Origin of the sequence: Kaistella sp. PBT33-4, from assembly GCF_029194425.1 — a bacterium.
In the GTDB taxonomy this organism is placed as follows: Bacteria; Bacteroidota; Bacteroidia; order Flavobacteriales; family Weeksellaceae; genus Marnyiella.
Genome location: NZ_JARFYL010000002.1, coordinates 440,339 through 462,501, shown reverse-complemented (window position 1 = coordinate 462,501; position 22,163 = coordinate 440,339). Strand labels below are relative to the sequence as shown.

Sequence of the window (22,163 nt, the reverse complement as noted above, 5' to 3'; positions counted from 1 at the left end):
TTTAAACAAATCTAACTGATTTTATGTTACGGACGCACTTGCTTTCTAATTTAATTTAAAATTCTTTCCAATACCGCAGTTACCTCATCTACGTTTTTAACCTTCTCCTTTCGCATCATTAACTGCGTACCCTCGTTCGTACTCTTTTCCTTTAATGTTGCCTCCGCCGGATTTTGAGTCAGATAAGTGATGATGTGGCGGAATTTATCGCTCTGATAAAACCTGTCCTGCGGATTCGCCGGAAAGTAACCCAGGAATACGCCGTTCTTCACTATTAACTTGTCAAACCCAACCTCAGCGGCAAGCCATTTCAGCTCAACCGACTTCAGGAGGTTACGGGCTTCCTGCGGTAAATTACCAAACCTGTCTTTCAGTTCATTTTCAAATACAGCCAGTTCTGCGGCCGACTTCACTTCCGCGAGTCTCTGGTACAGGCTCAGTCTCTCTTCCGTACTCTGCACGTAGCTGTCCGGCAGCATCAGCTCAAGGTCTGTGTCAATATTTACCTCTTTAGTGGTACTGATCAGTTTCCGGCGGTCTTCTTCATTCTCAAAAAGATCTTCAAATTCTTCATTATGCTGGAGTTCCTCCAGAGCTTCCTGCATGATTTTCTGGTAAGTCTCAAAACCCATCTCGTTAATGAATCCACTTTGCTCGGCACCCAAAAGATCACCGGCACCACGGATCTCAAGATCCTTCATGGCAATCTGGAAGCCGCTGCCCAGGTCCGAAAACTGCTCAATTGCCTCCAGCCGCTTGCGTGCATCGGAGGTTACCATATCAAACGGTGGCGTTATAAGATAACAGAATGCCTTCCGGTTACTCCGGCCTACACGTCCGCGCATCTGATGCAGGTCTGCCATCCCAAAACGCTGCGCATCATTGATGAAGATGGTATTGGCATTGGGAACATCTACCCCACTTTCCACGATTGTGGTGGAGACCAGCACATCATATTTACCGTTCATGAAATCCAGGACATTTTGTTCCAGCTGTTTGCCTTCCATCTGGCCGTGTCCGGTGATCACCTTAGCATCGGGCACCAGCCTCTGGATGAGTCCGGCAATATCCTTCAAATTCTCTATCCTGTTATTGATGAAAAATACCTGACCGTCCCGCTGTATTTCATAGGAAACCGCATCCCGGATCAGCTCTTCATCAAAACCTACAATATGAGTTTCCACAGGTTGACGGTTTGGTGGTGGAGTCTTGATTACAGAAAGATCCCTCGCAGCCATCAGGGAAAACTGAAGGGTCCGCGGAATCGGAGTAGCTGTAAGCGTCAAGGTATCCACATTTGCCTTCATCGTCTTCAGCTTATCCTTTACAGATACCCCGAATTTATGTTCCTCGTCAATAATCAGCAGACCGAGGTCTTTAAATTTAACCTTATCCGAAACCAACTGATGTGTCCCGATTACAATATCGATTTTGCCTTCCTTCAGACCCGCCAGTGTCTCAGCTTTCTGTTTGGCCGTCCGGAACCGGTTCATGTAGGAAATTGCGACCGGGAAATCTTTAAGCCTCTCCTGAAAACTCCTGTAGTGCTGAAAAGCCAGAATGGTTGTAGGCACGAGCATTGCCACCTGCTTTCCGTCGGTAGCAGCTTTGAAGGCGGCACGGATGGCTACCTCAGTCTTTCCGAAACCTACGTCGCCGCAAACCAGCCGGTCCATCACGGTTTGCGCCTCCATATCTTTTTTCACATCCTGGGTAGCTTTCTCCTGGTCCGGCGTATCCTCATAGATAAAGCTGGCTTCAAGCTCATTCTGAAGATAGGAATCAGGTGCGTAACTGAATCCTTTGGCCGTTTTCCGCTGTGCATAAAGTTTTATAAGGTCAAAGGCGATCTGCTTTACCTTGGCTTTGGTTTTCTGCTTCAGGGATTTCCAGGCCGGCGAGCCCAGTTTGGACAACACGATCTCTTTGCCGTCGGGGCCGTTGTACTTGGAGATCTTATCCAGCGAATGAATACTTACATAGAGCAAATCCTGATTCTTGTATACGAGTTTAAAGCATTCCTGCACTTTGCCGTTGTTGTTTATCTTTACCAGACCCATGAATTTTCCAATTCCATGGTCAATATGGGCAATATAATCACCTACCTTCAGGGAAAGAAGATCTTTGAGGGTGAGCTGTTCAGATTTCGCGAAGTTATTTTTCGCTTTAAAGCGCTGAAAGCGGTCAAATATCTGGTGATCTGTATATACCGAAACCTTTAGGTCAGCATCCACGAAGCCGGCGTGAAGCTCACTTTTAAATGGGCGGAAGGACACATCGTGGTTCAGTTCTTCCAAAATGCTTTCGAGCCTCTCCATCTGCTTCTCCGAAGAAAAAGAAATCCAGGTTTGATATCCCATCTCCTTCTTTTCCTTCAGATCCCGCGCAAGCATCTCAAAGTTTTTGTGGAAAACCGGCTGCGGCTGTTGGCTCAGTTGGAATACTCCGGAAGTAAAGATTTGTTGTGCAGTAAAATCGATAATAGGGAAAGAGGTTATCCTTTCGGTAAGTTCAGTCTCAGAAATAAAAAGTTCTGCCGGCGGCTGATGTTTCAGAGCCGTACTGAGTTCACTGAAATTTTGCTCTGCCCTGGCAAAAAAGTCACGGATCCTTTTAATGCCAAGGTACGCATCCTTTGAAAAAACAACAGAATCGGCAGGCAACAGGCTGAAAAAGGAAACCTTGGTACCGGACGCCGTGAAATTCATGTTGGACACCAACTGAAACTCCGGAACCGACGATTTGGAAAGCTGGGTTTCAAGATCAAATACCTTAATACTTTCAACTTCACTTCCGAAAAAGGTGATACGGTATGGCTGTTCGCCCGAATATGAAAAGACATCCAGAATCCCGCCGCGTACAGAAAATTCACCGGGCTCCGACACAAAATCAGTCTGATGAAATTCGTACTGAGTCAGAAGCTCCAGTATAAAATCAAAATCCAGAAGGTCTCCCACCTTTATCGTATGCGTTATCGCCTTGAAATCTTCCTGCTGAAGTACTTTCTCGCTCAGTGCAGCAAACGGAGCCACAATTACACGTGGTTTAGTCGATGAACTCAGAGAATTCAGAACTTCAGTCCTTAAAACAAGGTTTGCATTCTGAACTTTCTCCACCTGATAAGGCTCAAGATAGGACGGCGGAAAATAGAGAACGTTCTCCTGACCCACCAGCTCTTCCATCTCGGCAGTTATATAAAGTCCGTCTTCTTTGTCATTCACGAGGAAAAGGAGGTTTTTCTTATGTACGAAAAAATATTCGGCAGCGAGTAAAGATGGTGCAGAGCCGGCAAATCCTTTTACAGTGACCGCCCTGTTTTTATCAAGTTCTGAAAAAAGTGTTTCACCGAAATTCAGCCGCAGAAGTTCCGGAAGTAAACTATCGCTGATGTTTTTTAATTCCATGCGTAAAATATACCAAGCAAAAATACGGTTTCAGGACATTCTGAAACCGCTTTTTGAAGTGGTCAAATTTACAAAATTTCATGCAGTGTATTCAGAATTTACACCGCTGCACAGATTTGCATCCTTTTTGAATCTGTAGCGCTTAAAATATCTGTATTATGAAAAATATTCTGACATCAATGCTTATCGTACTGGGTTTAGGATATACATCGGCTCAGAAACTGCCGCCAAAACCTCCGAAGCCACCGCTGCCTAAATTTCTTAAGAATAAAAAGGCGAAGAAGGCGAGACCTGCACCACCAAAACCGGGCGAAAGACCATATATTATCACACCGGACGGACAAAAACTGTATCCGGGAGATAGACCCCGCAGACCGGACGCACCACCAAGACCACCAAGGCCGCCGCGCCATCCTTTTGCAAGATAACATTAACTTAACATAAAATTTTTAGTATGAAAAACCTCCTGAAAACATTTGGCATCCTCATTCTTTCTCTATTCGTAATTGTATCGTGCAGCCGCGATGATGATCCTGCAGACAATGATTTCTTTGCCGGAACTTATAACGGCAGCATCTCCTATGTGGACGGCAGCAATAACATTAACACTGCCGACGGAAAAGTCTTTGTTACAAAGATCGCCAGCGGAACCAAGTACAACTTCAAGTTCTCGAACGGAATTCCGGACCTTAACGGAATAGAATTTCAGCAAACCGGCGACAATACACTCGTAAGTGTAGGATCAACCGGTACCAGCTATATCAAGATTGATAATAACGACCTGGATATATTATACACAAAAGACGGTAAAACCTGGACTGCAAACTGCACCAGATAAAACATTCAATCTGAAAAATCAATATCAGGCTGCTTCCTTATGAAGCAGCTTTTTTTTTGATATCTGAACACACGATTATGAATATTATTTATAAAATAAGTGTTTTTCCTGTATTTTTTTCCGCTCTTCCATTTAATTTTACATAAGATAATGGCGGAGTCCGAAAAGCCTACAGAGTAGGAAACACAAAAAAAACAATACGATGAAAAATGATTTCAAAAACGCGTTGATGGGATTTTTTGCCTTGCTGCTCATCCTAAGCAGCTGCTGTAAACCGGAAGCCATCGGTAATGTGGCTAATACTCTGCGTCCGCAGGAAACCAACAACTGGTGCTGGGCAGCTACCACGCAAATGCTTGCCCAGCATTTTGCAATCAGTGTAACACAATGCAGCCTTGCCAATCACCGATTCAGCATGAATAACTGCTGTACACCTCAGAATCAGGGGAGCAATTGTCCAAAAAACTCGGCGTGCAACAAGCCGGGCTGGCTGGAGCTGGATTTTGCAGGTTTGAAATTCACGGAAACCAATACGGCACTTAGCTGGGATGCCCTGAAAAAACAGATCTTCTGTGCTAAAAAACCTATGGGCTACGCGTATGGCACTCCCGGTGTTGTAGGGCATGTACTTGTGATAAAAGGATATATTACCCTGAACGGTACGCGCTATCTGGCCCTGAACGATCCATGGGCACCCTGCTCGGGCCAGGAAAGGTTCATCACCTATGAAGAATACGAGAACCCTCCCGGGACTTCAACACACTGGTCTACCTGGTACGATATCGCTAAGAAATAATCAAAAAAATATCTGACATGAAAAATACTATATTTATACTTTTAGCCGGACTGCTTACTTTTTTGCTGACGTCCTGCAATAAAAATTCGGGCATGAACAATAATGACCGTAACCAGCCTGTAAAGGAAAATCTCTTCAAAACCTCTGAGGAGGCCGTTATGAAAGGAAAAAATGACCTGTTATCACTGGTAAGGAACAATAAGGAATTTAACTTGGGTATTGATGCAGCCGCACTGGAAAGATCAGCGCCGGGTAAGGCAGTACCGGAAATGACCTTAAACTTTGAACGGCTAATACAAAACCAGCGTGACTCCATAGCCACAATGCTGGAAGATTCGCGCCGCCTTTCCACTCCACTTGTAGCGGACAATGCCGTGGTAACAGTTATCGGCACCAGTCAGGCAGAAGGCGGCTGGCGATTAGGTGAACTGGGCAACAAAGAACTGGCGAACGACCTCACAGCACTGGGTGGCACTGCGGGAATGAACATGATGCAGGTATCACGCATTGAAGTCCCTAATTTGCAGGCTACCATATACGAGGTAACTAATGCCAACGGCAGGCAGTATTTCACCAACTATGGCGGACGCTCCCTGCGCGAACCCGTAAACCAGGCAGAACTCCTGAAACAGCTCCAGGCAGATGCCGTCCGTTTCCAGCGCGAATTTGGGGACCAGCTGAAAAAGAACAATCTTGTGAGATAGAACATCAACACCATCTTGAAGCATCCGGCAAATCTGTCGGATGCTTTCTGTTGTTACTCAAGATCAGGATACTTTCTTTACTTTTGCCTTATGCTAAATTTCCTAAAGAAAAAAGCCGCACAGATTTGGGCAGGTAATCATGTAAAGAAAACCCGGGATTTTAAACTGAATGCTGAAGCCAGGCAGGAGGAACAGTTACTTGCGATGGTGCGTACTGCCGAAAAGACACTTTTTGGCCGACAGCATCATTTTGAAGAGATACATTCAATTGAGGATTTTCAGGCAAGAGTTCCGGTTACTGATTACGAAGGATTGCGCCCCTTTATTGAAAAGATGAAGAAAGGACAGCGGAACATCCTCTGGACGGACACTCCCTTATATTTCGCAAAGACATCCGGAACCACGTCCGGTTCAAAATTCATCCCAATCTCTAAAGAAGGCATGCCTTTTCAGCTGGCAGGCGCGCAGAGTGCACTCTTCCACTACATCGCAAAAAAAGGAAATGCCGATTTCGTAAACGGCAAGATGATCTTCCTGCAGGGCAGCCCCGAACTCGAAGAGGTGTACGGAATCAAAACAGGCAGGCTGTCCGGAATTGTAGCTCACCATATCCCCGCCTACTTACAGAAAAACAGACTGCCAAGCTGGGATACCAATATGATCGACGACTGGGAAGCCAAAGTGAACCAAATTGCGATAGAAACCGAAAAGGAAAACATGACGCTTATCTCCGGGATACCACCCTGGCTGATCATGTATTTTGAAAAACTCATTGAAAGGAACGGCAGGAAAATCACCCAGCTTTTCCCCAATCTGCAGCTTATTGTAACAGGTGGAGTAAACTACGAACCCTACCGTGAAAAGATGAGAGAGCTTCTGGGCGGTGAGGTGGACATTATCCAGACCTTCCCTGCCAGCGAAGGATTTTTTGCCTTTCAGGATGATTATCAGCAGGAAGGTTTACTGCTGCTAACCGATCATGGAATATTTTACGAATTCATCCCACTGGAAGAATATGGCAAGCCGGAGGCCACAAGGCTTACGCTTAAAGATGTAGAACTCAACAAAGATTACGCACTTATACTTACCACCAACTCCGGACTTTGGGGATATTCTATTGGCGACGTAGTCCGTTTCATCAGTAAAAACCCGCACCGGATAATGGTTTCCGGACGCACCAAACATTATACATCGGCTTTTGGGGAACATGTGATTGCCTTCGAAGTGGAAGAAGCACTGAAATCCACGGTCCAGAATCTGCCTGCACAGATTACCGAGTTTCATCTGGCTCCACAGGTTACTCCCGAGGTTGGACTGCCTTACCATGAATGGTTTGTTGAATTTGAAAAAGAGCCTGAGGACCTGAGTGCATTCAGCCAGAAACTGGATGAAGAAATGCGCCGGCGGAACACTTATTATAATGACCTTATCACAGGCAATGTGCTGCAGCCGCTGAAAATTACACGCCTTTCCCGCAATGCTTTCCACGAATATGCGAAAGCCGCAGGAAAACTGGGCGGACAGAATAAGATCCCCCGACTGGCCAATGACAGACAGATTGCCGATCTCTTAACCGGATATAAAATTTAAGCGCAATTTGGCAGAGGTTCCTGCTCTTGTGAAAAAAATTTATAAATTTGAGCAAACAAAAAAATCCAATGAGACTATCTTTATCCTCTAAATCAATTTTACTTGCCGGTGTTTTTGCCCTTTCGTCCTGCGCGACCACAAAATATTCCGACGATGTAAATCAGAATAACTTCTCCAACCTCAGAGCCGGAAAACCTTACAGTTTCAAACTTAAAAACAGTACCGAAACCAAAAAAATGCTGTTCTCCAACCTAACTGCTGACAGCATCGTAGGTTATTCCACTAAAAGAGATTCCACACGGATCTCCATCGCCAAAAAGAACGTAAAAGAATCAAAAGATCTCAGGAATGCCAAGATCCAGACTGCCGCTTATGTAATTGGAGCAGTGGGTGTGGCAGCAATTGTCATCAGTTCTAGCAAAGCGACAAGTAACGAGTAAACTTATTATTTAAGAGGATACAGCTTTTAGTCCTACCACGGAGGCAATAAGCGTAATTACAAAGAAAATCCGCCAGAAGGTGGCCGGCTCGCTGAATATGAATATTCCGGCCAGTACACCGCCTACCGCACCAATTCCCGTCCAAACTGCATAGGCAGTGCCGATGGGAATTGCGTTTTCTCCACTTATGGATTTATACATCAGGAACATGGAAATAAAAAGGCAGCTGCCGAAGCCCAGCCACCAGTACAGACTTTCACGGCCCTCGGTTTCCTGAGCTTTTCCCAGACAGGTGGCAAAGCCTGTTTCAAAGAGGCCTGCTATGATAAGTGTAATCCAGTTCATATTGGCAAAAATAACAAAATAAGAGATGTGCAGATGTTAATGCCTCGTTTGATAGATTATTTTAACTCCCCCATTTATATATTTGCCGGATGATTTCTTTCCGACCGGTTCAAACCCTGAAAATACCGGAATTCAGGAACCTGATGGCAGGGCGTTTCTTCCTTGTCCTTTCCTTCCGGATGCTGGCTACACTTTTAGGATGGTGGGTATATCAGCTCACCAAAGACCCGTTTGCGATTGGGCTCATCGGGCTGTCAGAGGTTATACCGGCAGTCAGTTCGGCGCTGTACGCGGGTCACGTTATAGACAATACCGAAAAGAAAAGGCTGCTGCTCATCTGCAATTATGCCTATGTCATCCTGATCGGTTTTCTGGCGGCTCTGGCTTTTTTCGCGGAAGGCACCCACACGCTTACCAACCGGGAAATTACTTATTTCATTTACGGAACTGTTTTCTTCACCGGCATCTGCCGCGCCTTCATAGGCCCGCTGGTGCCGTCCATGATCCCAAAAGTAGTCGGAATAAAGAAACTTGCGGCGGCAGTAACCCTGAACCAGGCCACTTTCCTAACCGCTTCGGTTTCCGGACATGCACTGGGCGGCTTCTTCATTCATTGGTTTGATATTTCCGGAACGCTCTTTATTATTGTAGCCCTTATGTTTCTGGCTTCGCTCTTTTTCTGGTTCATCAACAAACACCACAGTGAAAATCAGGGCGAAAAGATGAAAGTGATGGAAAGCATGAAAGAGGGGCTGCAGTACATCTACCGCACAAAGGAGATTCTCGGTGCTTTGCTGTTGGATATGTTTGCGGTACTCTTTGGCGGTGCGGTGGCCATGATCCCCGTTTTCGCTAGTGATATCCTGAAAGTAGGTTCCGAAGGATTCGGGCTACTGAACGCTGCTCCCGATATCGGAGCTATGATTATTATCGTCACGCTGGCTTTCGTACCTCTGCGCAGAAATCAGGGAAAAATCCTTCTTTTTGCCGTAGCGGGATTCGGCCTCTGTATCATAGGATTTGGTCTGTCCAGACTATACTGGCTGTCTTTCTTTTTCCTTGTGCTCAGCGGAATCCTGGACGGAATCTCAGTAGTGATCCGCGGAACGATCGTACAGCTTAAAACTCCTGAAAAAATTCGCGGACGTGTACTAAGTGTTAATTCGATCTTCATCATGAGCAGCAATGAACTGGGACAGTTTGAAAGTGGCCTGGCAGCCAAATTGCTGGGTGTGGTGCGGTCGGTAGTCTTTGGAGGAACGATGACCCTTCTTATAGCACTGGCAGTAAGCCGAAATAAGAAATTAAGGCAGATGGAGTATTAGTCTCATTACGATTTCACATTAAAAAAGGAAAAGTTTGTTGATTACGTAATAAATATTTAATTTTGATGACATTACTTTTTAGACATGAAAAAAATATTACTTACTTTCTATTTATTTGCTTTTGCTGCAATCATCAGTGCACAAGGCAATTACGAAAAGCAGATGCTTGAAAATCTCGGAAAAATGAAGACTGCCACCACGGTACAGGACTTTACTAATCTCCGATACAGTTTTGCCAGCCTGGCTGGCAACGGAAACTCTAACTGGCAACCTTACTACTATACGGCACTTAACTGCCTGAAGGAAAGCCAGGCCTATGTGAAGGAAGGTAAAACTGATGCTGCCCTGGATGGCCCAGTAACTGGTCTTAAGTATCTTTTGCCTGTAACAAAGCAACAGCAGAATAATGTTGAGTTTGTAGCATTGCTCGGAATGCTACATGCACAAAGAGCTGCTTTAAAAAACTCGGACAAGGACAGACAAATCGCGGCTGACTACTTGGCAACGGCATTAAAACTTGATGCTAACAATCCGCGAGCTGCACTGCTTAAGGCAGAACTCAAATATCATACACCTGAAGAAAAAGGAGGCAATAAGCCTGAAGGCTTGGAACTTTATAAAGAAGCACTGAAAAAGTTTAAGACTTTTAAACCAAAGGTCAAAACGGATCCGGACTGGGGGATGGAAATCGCACAGCATTATGCTTCTTTCAATGAATCCGTATTAACAACATTAACCAAATAACCGGGAAGCTCATGAAAAAATTTTTACTTTCGTTTTTAATACTTTTATCGGCATTCAGTTATGGTCAGTCCGACTGTATATCTGCAATTCCGGTATGCGGTAACTCCGGAATTTCTTATACCCCTTCAGGCATCGGTCTTATTGATGAAGAACTTGGCGGATGTATGGGAAGTGATGAAAGAATGACCGTTTGGTATCAGTTCACTGCAGGTACAGCGGGAACACTGGCCTTTACGATTAATCCGAATGACTTCACCGATGATTATGATTTTGCCGTATACGGGCCTAATATCCCGTGCTCCCAGGTAGGAACACCTACAGGTCAGCCTATCCGCTGTAACTACTCCGGATTGGATGGACCTACCGGCTTGAGTTTGACTGTTACTCACCCAACTGTTTCACAACAGTGGAGTGGCTACCTTGACGTTCTGCCGGGACAAACTTACTATTTGGTAGTAGATAACTTCAGTATGTCCACAAATGGATTCACCCTGCAATGGAGCGGTACAGCAGAACTGTTGTCTCCATTTGACGATCCGGCCATTCAGCCATATCCTTTCCAGCAACCGGGACAAAATTTTGACGGAATCGTAAAACTTTGCGAGTTCCCACAGATGTTTGATTTCTCAACCCTTACGCCACAAATCGTAAATGGAAATCCAAACTTCGTGGTCTCTTATCACCTAAATACGAATGACCTGCTTTCCGGGGACAACCCGATTGTCAATCCAATTTCAGTAAATACGACTACGACTTACCATTATGCCATTTCTTATGTGGATCCTAACAACCCGGACAGTCCAATCAGTAAATGTAAAGAATATGGAACGGTCAATTTTGAGAATGTATCATTCCAACTGACACCGGCAACACTTACTGCCTGCAGCAATTACACAAGTGGTGTAGCGCTGTACGACCTTACTACAGCTACGGTTTATAACGGAACTCAGAATATGACCTCGATTCAGTACTTTCCTACTTTATCGGATATGCAGAACGGCACAAATGAGATTTCCAATAACGCAGCGCAGGCCTATATGTCAGCACAGGGAATTGTTTACGTGAAATACATCAATGAATTCGGCTGTGAAGAGAGCACTACCATCACCCTGGCATTCTACCCACCGATTGATGTAAAAGAAGCGACTCTTACAGAATGTTTCCTGCCCGGCAACCCGCAAATGTCTGAGTTTGATCTTACAACTGCAAATATTACGACTACGGTTCCGAATACCAAAAAATTCTATCCTTCACTTCAGGATGCGATCAGCGATACCAACAGCATTGCCAACCCGAATGTGTACCTGTCCAGCTCAACAACGGTATACGCCAGAATTATCAGCGTAAACGGCTGCTGGAATATCGCAAAGATAAATCTTGTGGTTACACCGCCTGCATACTCTTCCGTACTGAAGGATAAAATTATCTGTATTGAAGACAGAACATCCCTTGATGCCGGACCAGGCTTCCAGGCCTACCAGTGGAGCACAGGTGCTACTACACAAGTGCTGCCTAACGTAACTGTCGGTGAGTATTGGGTAGACCTTACTACAGACGGCTGTGTGACCAGACAAACGGTAAAAGTGTACGCGTCGCCAACGCCTGTAATTACAAAACTTGATATTACAAACAATACCATTACCATCACTGCTACAGGAGGTACGCTTCCTTATCAGTACTCACTGGATGGTATTAACTGGCAGGACTCCAACGTATTCACCAACGTACCAAGAGGTCAGGCCATGATTTATGTTAAAGATGCCTACGACTGCGACCCTGCACTTATTGAGGTAACAGTTCCAAACCTCATCAATGCCATCACTCCAAATGATGATGGTGTTAATGATTACCTGGATTATTCGGCTCTCAGCCACAAGAAAAATCTCATCCTAAACGTTTATGACCGTTATGGAACAAAAATCCATGAAGGGAATCAGAAAAACCTGTACCAGTGGGATGGCCGCACAGGTAAGAAAAAAGTGGAAACCGGAACTTACTGGTATACCATAACCTGGAACGACCCTGTAACCGATGTACCAACGCAGTACTCCGGATGGATCCTGGTAAAAAACAGAGATTAATCTAAACTAAGCAATTCTGTAAATCACCCCGCCTTCCGCAGGGTGATTTTTTTTATCAACAGCCTATTCTGTTCAGGTGCAGACTTTTATCAAGCATCTGCACTTTATGTTAGTTAATCACTTCTCTTAGACATTGCAAAAAAACTATCTTTGCACTATGGCTCAAAAAGAAACTTTATCCTCTCTTATACACGGAAATTTTGCCCGCGAACTCTCTATTTCAGACGGTAAAATGCCCCCAAATGCGCTGGATTTTGAACGCTTGGTCATTGGTACCTTCCTTATCGACAAGAAAGGACTGGATTATTCCATAGACCTCCTGCAGCCTGATGTTTTTTACGATCCGCGGCATCAGACAATCTTTGAAGCCATCCAGAAAATGTATCTGGAAAACCATCCTGTGGATATGGTGACCGTCATCAATGAACTGAAAAAAGCTGAGAAACTGGGCCAGGCCGGCGGCGACCATTATATCATTGAACTTACTCTGGGCGTCTCGTCCAGTGCCCACATTGAATACCACGTGCGGGTGATACTTGAAAAATACATCCTGAGAAGCCTAATCAATGTTTCGGCAAACGTTATTGACAGTTCTTACAAGGAAACTACGGATGTATTTGAACTTCTGGATAAAGCCGAGCAAAGCTTCTTTGAGATCACCAACGGCACCATCAAAAAAGGATTTGACACGGCCAACTCGCTGGTGAAGCAGGCCATTGAAACTATAAAATCCCTGAAGGACAAGGAAGGGATTTCCGGAATCCCCTCCGGCTTCCGCGATATCGATAAAGAAACCGGTGGTTGGCAGAATTCCGACCTCATCATTATTGCCGCACGTCCGGCAATGGGTAAGACTGCCTTCCTGCTCTCCATGGCCAGGAATATTGCCGTTCAGCATGACATTCCCATGGCGCTCTTCTCACTGGAGATGGCTTCCGTGCAGCTTATCACCCGTATGATTGCCTCGGAAACCGGCATCTCTTCCGAAAAACTACGGAAAGGACAGATGAGTGATGAAGAATGGCAAAGACTGTTCTCCAACGTGTCAGCTCTGGAAAATGCGCCGCTTTATATTGATGAAACACCGTCACTATCGGTGTTCGACTTCCGTGCAAAATGCCGTAGGCTGGTAATGCAGCATGGCGTAAAAATTATCATGGTGGATTACCTTCAGCTGATGACCGCCAATTCTGGCAAGGGTGCGGGAAACAGGGAGCAGGAAATTGCCACGATTTCCAGGTCACTGAAGGCTATCGCCAAGGAACTGAACGTGCCGGTGATTGCCCTGTCGCAGTTGTCGCGAAGTGTTGAGACCAGGCCGGGAAAAAGACCACAGCTGTCGGATCTGCGTGAATCCGGTGCGATTGAGCAGGATGCGGATATTGTGTCCTTCATTTTCCGGCCGGAATATTATAAGATCGCCACCTGGGATAATGACGAAGACGGTGCAGAAACACCAACCGAAAACCAGGCAGAACTCATCATCGCAAAACACAGGAACGGTGCCACAGCGGATGTAAGATTATCCTTCCACAAAAATATCGCGAAATTTGCCGACCTCGATCTCTTTGGTGGCGGGTACGGCTATCAGCCTTCCAATTTCGGACAGCAGGACGAACCCAGCGGTTTTGAAAAGATCAAGACCACCATCCAGCCGGGTGCCGCTTTTGACCTGCCGGATAATTCCGGAGTTTCAGGCCTTTCCGGTTCCTCCATGAACGATCTGGACGATGATGACGATTTCGCATTCTAGGAACTGATATTAAATGCTGAGAATTGAAATCTACACAGACGGTGCCTGCAGCGGTAATCCCGGCAGGGGCGGTTATGGTATTGTGATGAAAGTTCCGGAAAAGAACTACGAGAAGCGTTTTTCCAAAGGCTACCGCCTAACCACCAACAACCGTATGGAACTTATGGCGGTGATTGTCGCGCTGGAGAAACTGAAGTCGCCGGATAATGACATCCACATTTTTACAGACAGCAAATATGTTTCCGATGCCATTAACCAAAAATGGATTTATGGCTGGATAAAGAAAGGTTTTAAAAACGTGAAGAACCCCGACCTGTGGCGCCGTATAGTACCGTTATTGAAAACACACAAAACCACTTTTCACTGGGTAAAGGGCCACGCCGGGCATGTGGAAAATGAAATCTGCGACCAGCTGGCTGTGAAAGCTGCCCAATCACCCATACTGGAAGTCGATGCTTATTTTGAAAGCCAGAAGGACGGTGGACTTTTCTGATTAATCCAGAAAATTATTATTTCCCTGATGATTTCTTCGTGCCAGCTCACGCATCTCTTTGGTTGGTGACGGAACCCTGATACCGTTTTGAGACACATATGCAGTAGGATCGTCGCGGTACTCCTGCCGTTTTTTACTGAACTGATCGTAGGTGGCAGGTATTACATTGCGCAGCGGCGGGGTCATCCGTTTCATCCATTGCCTCACACTGATCAGGCTGAAATGGTAATGCTTTTTAGAGTCATAAACTTCCACCACAAGCCCGGGTAGCCCTTTGAAGGTATAAGGACCTTCCGCTATTGGTATTTCGTTGGTAAACCAGGCAATAATGTCCCGGTTGCCGTAACGAGCCACCGCCTGCTGACAATTGTAGGTGGCAATCTTTTTTTTCTCTCCGGTGATGTTCCATTTCAGCGCGTGGGGTGCGTCAAAGTAATACACGTCTGAACTTAACTGATCATAAATAGTGGTCTTCTCTCCGTTCCTGTAAACCTCCTGTTTGAAGGAAACCCGCGGCAAATTCCCGGGCATCGGGAATGAAAACTGACCCATTGCTACCTCGCGTTTAACCTGTGCTTCGTTTTCGTTTAAAAGGGAATCCCGAACCAACTTCATCTCACTTTTGAAGATGGACTTGTTTTCGCCAACCCGCAACACCGTTATTTCCTGCTTTTTACTTGTCACGTCGGCTGTGTCGCGCAGAAAAGTGGTCATATACTTCACTTCAATTTTAGAAAATTCACTCATCTGTGCTTTAACCGAAACTGAAACCAACATAATTAAACACAACAGAATGATATTGCACAAGGTGTCGGTTACGGAATAAAATTTGTGGAAAAAGACGGGAATCATAGAAATAGGTGCTGGCACTTGTGTGTCCAATTTTCTAAGTTAGCAAATTTCCGTTCGAAACCTGTAAAATATCTGTTTTATAACAACTCCTTACACGTCAATTCCTATATTTGTTTCATGAACTATATTGAATCTTTGCAGAAGCGCTATTCAGTAAAAAAATTTGATCCTACCCGGAAGGTTGCCGCAGAAACCGTGAAGGATATTCTGGAGGCCGGGAAACTTTCCGCAAGTTCTTTAGGCTTGCAGCCTTACAAAATTGTAGTGGTTGAGAGTCAGCAAATGTTAAACAACCTGATTCCCGCCTTTCACAACCCGTCACAAATCTCAACCTGCTCACATCTTATCGTTATTATCGCGAAAAAGGAAGTGGACGGACATTATGTAGACGGCTATTTCCGCCATATATCTGAAGTCCGTGAAGTTCCGGTGGAAAGTATGGAAATGTTCCGCAGAGGTATTGAAACCTACACTCAAAATATAGAAGTACAGCAATGGGCCGAGAAACAGGCCTATATTGTCCTGGGAAACCTGATGTTTGCCGCCGCGCTGGAAAATGTGGACACCTGCCCCATGGAAGGTTTCAAAAAGGAGGTCCTGGAGCAAATTTTAAAGCTTGACACCAGCACTGAAGGAGTTGCAGTGACCTTAGCGCTGGGTTACCGTGCCGATGACGATGATTTTCAGCGGATGAAAAAAGTACGGAAGCCGGACGACAAACTGTTTAAATTTTTATAGGAAACATGATCAAAGCAGATGTACTTGTCATTGGCTCCGGAATTTCGGGACTGTCTTACGCCATCAAGATATCCGAAAGGATGCCTGAGGCCAAAATCATCATCGTTACGAAGGCCGATGAGGACGAAAGCAATACCAAATACGCCCAGGGCGGACTGGCTGTCGTTACCGATTTCGACAAAGATAATTTCCAGAAACATATAGACGATACCATGCGCGCCGGAGATGGTGAAAACAACCTGGAGACGGTGAAGATGGTGATAAGCGAAGGTCCGGAACGTTTTCAGGAACTAGTGGACTGGGGCACCCGCTTCGACATGGAAAAGGGCGGTGACTTTAAACTGGGACGCGAGGGCGGACATACCGAAAACCGCATTGTACATCATAAAGACATCACCGGTGCCGAAATTGAAAGGGCTTTGCTGGAGACCGTCACCAAGTCCGCAAATATTGAAATGCTGCCGCACCATTATGTCATCGACCTAATAACACAGCACCATGTACCCGGCAAAGAACTTGTAGAAGGTGATATTTCCTGCTACGGCGCCTATATCCTGGATGCAAAGAATAAGAAAATAAAGAAAATCACGGCTAAGATTACCCTCGTAGCAACCGGCGGCGCGGGACACGTTTACAAGAACACCACCAATCCGGAAATTGCCACCGGCGACGGGATTGCTTTCGTGCACCGTGCACGCGGCAAAGTTTCCAATATGCAGTATTATCAGTTTCACCCTACTGCTTTATATTCCAAACGGGACGGAATGCTATTCCTTATTTCCGAAGCTCTGCGCGGCGACGGCGCCAAGCTTCGTCTGAAAAACGGCGAAAAATTCATGCATAAATACGATGAACGCGAAGAGTTGGCTTCCCGTGATATCGTAGCCAGAGCCATCGACAATGAACTTAAGATATCAGGAGATGAATATGTAGGCTTGGACTGCCGCGAAATGGACCGTGAAAAGTTTGTGGAACACTTCCCGAATATTTACCAGAAATGTCTGAGCGAAGGCATTGATCCCTTTAAACAACTTATTCCCGTAGTGCCGGCCTGCCACTATCTGATGGGCGGAATTGAGGTGGACCGGGACGGCCAAAGTTCTATAAAAAATCTATTCGCTGTGGGCGAATGCACCAACTCCGGACTCCACGGTGCCAACCGCCTGGCTTCCAATTCGCTGCTGGAAGGTTTGGTTTTCGGTCACAAAGCTGCACTGAAGACTGTGGAACTGCTTACCATCAACGATTTTAACTTTGATGACCTTAAAGCCGTGCCGGAATGGAACGAGGCTGGCATGAAGATGATGGACGAAATGGTGATCATAACCTACCTGCGCCGGCAGCTTCAGGAAATGATGAGTGACCTGGTAAGCATAGTACGCAGTAATGAACGCCTGCTTCTGGCCAAAAGAAAGCAGCAGGAAATCTTTGATGCGGTAACGGAACTTTATAACTACTCCATCCTCTCGCCACAACTGTCGGAACTTAGAAACCTTGTCAATATATCCTACCTCATCATCAAACATTCCATACAGATGAAGGAGAACAAAGGTTCATTTTACAATAAAGATTTAGAGAAGCAACCGCTTACCATTCAGGATTAAAATAAAAAGCATGAAAAAACCGGCCTACTTAACCAAAGAAGCACTCAAAACTTTTATAAAAAATGCTCTGGAAGAAGATATTCAGGATGGCGACCACTCTACACTGGCCACTATTCCAAAAGATCTTCAGCAAAAAGCGAAACTTCTTGTAAAGGAGGACTGCATTCTGGCAGGTGTGGAACTGGCTAAGATCATCTTTAACCAATTCGACAAGAACCTCAATGTAGAAGTTCTGATTGAAGACGGGCAGCAGGCAAAGGTGGGTGACATTGCTTTATATGTAACAGGAAGTGCACGTTCCATCCTGTCCACAGAAAGGCTGGTGCTGAACTGCATGCAGCGTATGAGCGGCATCGCCACCATGACACATGAATGGGATTCGCGGCTGTTGGGTACGAAAACAAAGTTACTGGACACCAGAAAGACTACTCCTAACTTCCGCATCTGTGAAAAATGGGCGGTGGCCATTGGTGGGGGCACTAATCACCGTTATGGGCTTTATGATATGATCATGCTGAAGGACAACCACATCGATTATAACGGTAGCATCACCAATGCGGTGAAGATGGCTAAGGATTACGTAAAGAAACTGAAGAAGCCACTTAAAATCGAGGTGGAAACACGTAATCTGGAGGAAGTGGAGGAAGCACTGAAAGCCGGCGTTCATCGTATTATGCTCGATAATATGGATGTGAAAACAATGGCTAAGGCTGTAGAACTAATTAACGGGAAGTGCGAGAGCGAAGCTTCAGGCGGCATTACAAGGGATATGCTGCACAGGGTAGCTGCTACCGGAGTCGATTTTATTTCGGCGGGCGCACTTACGCATTCAGCAGCCAATATTGATTTAAGCCTTAAAGCCGTTCAGGATTAAATTATTTACAGACCGCCTATATATTATTTTTTTTGATGATTATTCAATGCCTTATGGCGTGCATAACATGATATTAATCATGTATCCTTTTGCCACATTCCTCTTAATCAGTATTTTAAGCTAACAGGATTGTTATTTTCCAATAATTAACCCAATGTTAATACTTCTTAAATAATTAAAGATTATTTTTGCAGCGCAGAAATAATAATCTCTAATTATTTGATATGAATTTTAATCCTTTGAAGAAGACCGTTCTGATTGCTGCAATAGCATTCGCAGGTTATGGAACTGTACACGCGCAGGTTACAACCAGCAGCATGACAGGCATTGTAACGTCACGTGACGGGAAGCAAAGTTCCGGTGCTAAAATTACTGCTACCCACATTCCTTCCGGAACTGTGTACAGCGCTACAGCAAATGCATCCGGTTCGTTCAACCTTTCCAACATGCGGGTTGGCGGCCCTTACCGTGTAGAAATTGTTTCAGGCAGTGATTCACCGCTTGTTTATGAAGATGTATACCTGGAGCTTGGACAGCCTTTTTCGCTGAACCCGGTTATTGGCGAAAGGACTGAAAATATCGCGGAGGTAGTTATTACCGGTGGCCGCAGTGTAAATGTGAACAAAACCGGCGCTGCTACCAATGTAGGTCAAAAGCAGATCCAGGAATTGCCACAGGCTAACCGCAGTATCACGGAATTCACCAGGCTTACACCACAAGCTAACGGAAATTCATTTGCCGGTAGAGATGCAAGATATAACAACCTTCAGGTTGACGGTGCTAACTTCAACAACGGATTTGGATTAAGCGGAAACCTTCTTCCGGGAGGCAGCTCGCAGCCCATTTCTCTGGATGCAATACAGGAGATTTCTGTAAACATCGCACCTTTCGACGTTACGCAGTCCGGATTTACCGGTGCAGGGATTAACGCTGTTACGAAATCCGGAACCAATAAATTCCACGGGTCTTTATACGGATATTATAACGGTAAGGAGCTGAACGGATGGAAAATCAATGACAATGAATTGGAGAAAGTATCCGGTGGGCAAATGACTAACGGTTTCACCATTGGCGGACCGCTTGTTCAGAATAAACTTTTCTTCTTCATAAGCGCGGAAAGAGAGACGATGACCGGTGGAAACGCATCGGGTGCGAATCTTTGGAAGGCTTCCCAGGACGGTGTTTCAGATCCTGAAAACAATATTACGAGAGTTAAGGAATCCGATCTTATCGCTGTACGTAACCACCTGATCAACCGTTGGGGTTACGATCCGGGAAGATACCAGGGTTATGCCAACGAGGCACAGCAGCAGGGAGATAAATTCCTGGCACGTCTGGACTGGAACATCAGCGATAAGCATAAATTTGCTGTTCGTTACAATGTACTAGACGGAACTTCCATGCAGGTTGCAAACGCTTCTTCCGGACCGTCTCCAAGATCTGCCTGGAGCCGTGTGAGCGACAGAGCGATGACTTTTGAGAACGGTAACTTCAATGTAGAAAACAAAGTACAGTCACTTACTGCTGAACTTAACTCTACATTCAGTTCAAGCCTTTCCAACAAGTTACTTTTCACCTATTCAAAAATCCAGGACCTAAGGACTACTCCTTCGGATACCCTGTTCCCGTTTGTTGACATCTGGGACGGATCGCCTACCGGCGGAAACTACATCAGCTTCGGTACCGAACTCTTCTCTTACCTGAACGATGTAATCAACAATAACTTCTCCATCACCAATAACCTAACCTACAATGTAGACAACCACACGTTTACTGCTGGTGTAGCTTATGAGATGCAGAAATTCGGTAACTCCTACACGCGTATGGGAACCGGATACTACAGATATGCTTCTGTTGCAGACTTCCTAACAACGGGTACACCTAATGAGGTGGCGCCTATCATGTTCGGACTTACTTATCCTTATGCAAACCAGGACACTTATTCCCGCGTTAACTTCGGCTTGGGTTCTGCTTACGTACAGGACAGAATCGCGCTTAGCGACAGATTTAACTTCACTCTTGGTTTAAGAGCAGAACTGCCATTCTACCAGAATGAACTTACAGCAAACCCTGCGATTGATGCACTGGAGCTATTGGATAAAGACGGAAATCCTACCCATTACTCATCAGGCAGCTGGCCAAAATCCCGGGTAATGCTTTCACCGCGTCTTGGATTTAATTACGATGTAATGGGCGACCGTACACTTACCATCCGTGGTGGTAGCGGAATCTTCTCCGGACGTGTACCGTTTGTATGGTTAACCAATATGCCAACAAATGCCGGTGTACTTCAGAACACGATAGAGCCTACATCTTACTCACAGGTTGCAGGATGGATTAACAATGTAACCTTCCAGCCGCAGGATATCTATTATCACCTGAATAATGTTCCTGCAGGTGCTGAAAGTGTATTTATCCAGTCGCCTAAAGACGGTGCTCCAAGTACTTTCGCACTTGTAGACAGTGATTTCAGGATGCCTAAGGTTTGGAGATCCAGCTTAGGTATTGACTATAGAGTTCCAAACTCTTTGCTGACATTAAGTACAGACCTTCTGTACACAAAAGACGTTAACGCTGTATTCCAGTTTGGAGCCAACAGAAAACCGACCTCTGAAAGAATGACTTATGCAGACCGTGCTTATTATCCAAACGCGGCTTCCTATCAGTACAATACGGCAATCGGAGCGAACAACGCTACCATCCTGACAAATACAGACAGTAAAGGCTACGCCTTCTCTGCCACTGTAGGAGCAAACCTGCGTCCATGGAAAGGACTTTCCGGCTCAGCGTTCTATACCTATTCTCAGGCTGAAGAAGTGTCTTCCAACTCAGGTTCCAATGCATCTTCGTCATGGTTGGCATCGCCGGTTGTTGATACGCCAAATCAGGATTTCCTGAGCATCTCTAACTTTGCAGTGCCTCACCGTATAGTTGCCAACGTATCTTACGAGCTTAAACCAACCGGTACAACAATTGGTGTTTACTATTCCGGAGCCAACCAGGGCAGATATTCCTACTATTACTCTAACGATGTAAATGGTGACGGACTTGCAAATGACCTTCTTTATATACCTACCAATACAGCCGATATGAAGTTTGCCGACATTACTACGGGATCAGGAGCCAATACCACAGTGCTCTTCACCGCAGCTCAGCAAAGGGAAGCTTTTGATAAGTTCATACAGGATAATGGTCTGGAGGAATACCGCGGACAGATTTTGCCAAGGAACAAATTCCTTTTACCATGGCTGAACCGTGTTGACGTAAGATTAAGCCAGAATCTATTCAAGAATATGATTCAGAAAGGTGATAAGGTACAGTTAACGCTGGATGTAATCAATTTCGGAAATATGCTTAACTCTGAGTGGGGAATCCAGGACAACAACGTAAGTTCTTACGGTGCTGCTATCCTTGGCAGAACGGGAGCACTTTCGCCGGATCCAACTTTCCAGATGCAGAGATCGGGTAACGAGTTGCTCACTTCTCCAACAAGAGCGGCAAGCTCCAGATTTACTACCTGGTCTGCCATGTTCGGAATGAAATATTCTTTCTAACAGAACTGCGGTTCCTACCCGCAATTAA

General features: G+C 45.4%; 18 protein-coding genes. 15 read left to right on the top strand and 3 right to left on the bottom strand.

Features of this window, described 5'->3' with window-relative positions:
- Positions 1 to 50: 50 nt before the first annotated feature.
- Positions 51 to 3,404 carry a transcription-repair coupling factor gene (mfd, locus tag P0M11_RS05105; RefSeq protein WP_275624728.1) on the bottom strand — a complete coding sequence of 1,118 codons (3,354 nt, stop codon included), beginning with the start codon at positions 3,402 to 3,404 and terminating at the stop codon, positions 51 to 53.
- 158 nt (positions 3,405 to 3,562) lie between these two features.
- On the opposite strand from mfd, the gene P0M11_RS05100 reads away from it, so the two are divergent.
- The 6 genes from P0M11_RS05100 to P0M11_RS05075 all read left to right on the top strand — a co-directional run bounded on the left by P0M11_RS05100 (position 3,563) and on the right by P0M11_RS05075 (position 7,772).
- Entirely contained in the window at positions 3,563 to 3,832 is a 270-nt protein-coding gene (locus P0M11_RS05100; RefSeq protein ID WP_275624727.1) for a hypothetical protein, read from the top strand.
- A gap of 26 nt (positions 3,833 to 3,858) precedes the next feature.
- The gene (locus P0M11_RS05095) at positions 3,859 to 4,242 is read left to right on the top strand and encodes a hypothetical protein (protein ID WP_275624726.1); all 384 of its coding nucleotides are present in this window, start codon (positions 3,859 to 3,861) and stop codon (positions 4,240 to 4,242) included.
- Between the two features lie 202 nt (positions 4,243 to 4,444).
- A complete protein-coding gene (locus P0M11_RS05090; RefSeq protein ID WP_275624725.1) occupies positions 4,445 to 5,038 on the top strand; it encodes a papain-like cysteine protease family protein in 594 nt (197 codons plus the stop codon).
- Between the two features lie 17 nt (positions 5,039 to 5,055).
- Entirely contained in the window at positions 5,056 to 5,742 is a 687-nt protein-coding gene (locus P0M11_RS05085; RefSeq protein ID WP_275624724.1) for a hypothetical protein, read from the top strand.
- Positions 5,743 to 5,832: 90 nt separating this feature from the next.
- Positions 5,833 to 7,332, top strand: coding sequence for a GH3 auxin-responsive promoter family protein (locus tag P0M11_RS05080; RefSeq protein WP_275624723.1), 1,500 nt, complete (start codon positions 5,833 to 5,835; stop codon positions 7,330 to 7,332).
- Between the two features lie 68 nt (positions 7,333 to 7,400).
- Positions 7,401 to 7,772 (top strand): hypothetical protein, encoded by a 372-nt coding sequence (locus P0M11_RS05075; RefSeq protein WP_275624722.1) that lies wholly within the window; start codon positions 7,401 to 7,403, stop codon positions 7,770 to 7,772.
- Between the two features lie 9 nt (positions 7,773 to 7,781).
- Here the strand turns inward: P0M11_RS05075 and P0M11_RS05070 are convergent, their stop codons facing one another.
- On the bottom strand, positions 7,782 to 8,117 hold the full coding sequence (locus P0M11_RS05070; protein WP_275624721.1) for a multidrug efflux SMR transporter: 336 nt from the start codon (positions 8,115 to 8,117) through the stop codon (positions 7,782 to 7,784).
- A gap of 89 nt (positions 8,118 to 8,206) precedes the next feature.
- Here P0M11_RS05070 and P0M11_RS05065 point away from each other — a divergent pair, with 89 nt between their 5' ends.
- The 5 genes from P0M11_RS05065 to rnhA all read left to right on the top strand — a co-directional run bounded on the left by P0M11_RS05065 (position 8,207) and on the right by rnhA (position 14,513).
- On the top strand, positions 8,207 to 9,442 hold the full coding sequence (locus P0M11_RS05065) for an MFS transporter (protein WP_275624720.1): 1,236 nt from the start codon (positions 8,207 to 8,209) through the stop codon (positions 9,440 to 9,442).
- An 84-nt stretch (positions 9,443 to 9,526) separates the two neighbouring features.
- Positions 9,527 to 10,186 carry a hypothetical protein gene (locus P0M11_RS05060; protein ID WP_275624719.1) on the top strand — a complete coding sequence of 220 codons (660 nt, stop codon included), beginning with the start codon at positions 9,527 to 9,529 and terminating at the stop codon, positions 10,184 to 10,186.
- An 11-nt stretch (positions 10,187 to 10,197) separates the two neighbouring features.
- Positions 10,198 to 12,267: a gliding motility-associated C-terminal domain-containing protein gene (locus P0M11_RS05055; RefSeq protein ID WP_275624718.1), complete on the top strand. Its 2,070-nt coding sequence runs from the start codon at positions 10,198 to 10,200 to the stop codon at positions 12,265 to 12,267.
- A gap of 157 nt (positions 12,268 to 12,424) precedes the next feature.
- Complete coding sequence (gene dnaB / locus P0M11_RS05050; protein WP_158063162.1) at positions 12,425 to 14,020, top strand: replicative DNA helicase; 1,596 nt, start codon at positions 12,425 to 12,427, stop codon at positions 14,018 to 14,020.
- Between the two features lie 16 nt (positions 14,021 to 14,036).
- Positions 14,037 to 14,513, top strand: a complete 477-nt coding sequence (gene rnhA / locus P0M11_RS05045; RefSeq protein ID WP_275624864.1) for a ribonuclease HI — start codon at positions 14,037 to 14,039, stop codon at positions 14,511 to 14,513.
- On the opposite strand, the gene P0M11_RS05040 is transcribed toward rnhA, so the two are convergent.
- The gene (locus P0M11_RS05040) at positions 14,514 to 15,365 is read right to left on the bottom strand and encodes a GLPGLI family protein (RefSeq protein WP_275624863.1); all 852 of its coding nucleotides are present in this window, start codon (positions 15,363 to 15,365) and stop codon (positions 14,514 to 14,516) included.
- Positions 15,366 to 15,482: 117 nt separating this feature from the next.
- Between P0M11_RS05040 and P0M11_RS05035 the strand changes: the two genes are divergently transcribed.
- The 4 genes from P0M11_RS05035 to P0M11_RS05020 all read left to right on the top strand — a co-directional run bounded on the left by P0M11_RS05035 (position 15,483) and on the right by P0M11_RS05020 (position 22,135).
- The gene (locus tag P0M11_RS05035) at positions 15,483 to 16,103 is read left to right on the top strand and encodes an NAD(P)H-dependent oxidoreductase (RefSeq protein WP_275624717.1); all 621 of its coding nucleotides are present in this window, start codon (positions 15,483 to 15,485) and stop codon (positions 16,101 to 16,103) included.
- Between the two features lie 5 nt (positions 16,104 to 16,108).
- On the top strand, positions 16,109 to 17,707 hold the full coding sequence (nadB, locus tag P0M11_RS05030) for an L-aspartate oxidase (RefSeq protein ID WP_275624716.1): 1,599 nt from the start codon (positions 16,109 to 16,111) through the stop codon (positions 17,705 to 17,707).
- Positions 17,708 to 17,717: 10 nt separating this feature from the next.
- Positions 17,718 to 18,581 carry a carboxylating nicotinate-nucleotide diphosphorylase gene (nadC, locus tag P0M11_RS05025; protein WP_275624715.1) on the top strand — a complete coding sequence of 288 codons (864 nt, stop codon included), beginning with the start codon at positions 17,718 to 17,720 and terminating at the stop codon, positions 18,579 to 18,581.
- A gap of 224 nt (positions 18,582 to 18,805) precedes the next feature.
- Positions 18,806 to 22,135, top strand: a complete 3,330-nt coding sequence (locus tag P0M11_RS05020; protein ID WP_275624714.1) for a carboxypeptidase regulatory-like domain-containing protein — start codon at positions 18,806 to 18,808, stop codon at positions 22,133 to 22,135.
- The last annotated feature ends 28 nt before the right edge of the window (positions 22,136 to 22,163 follow it).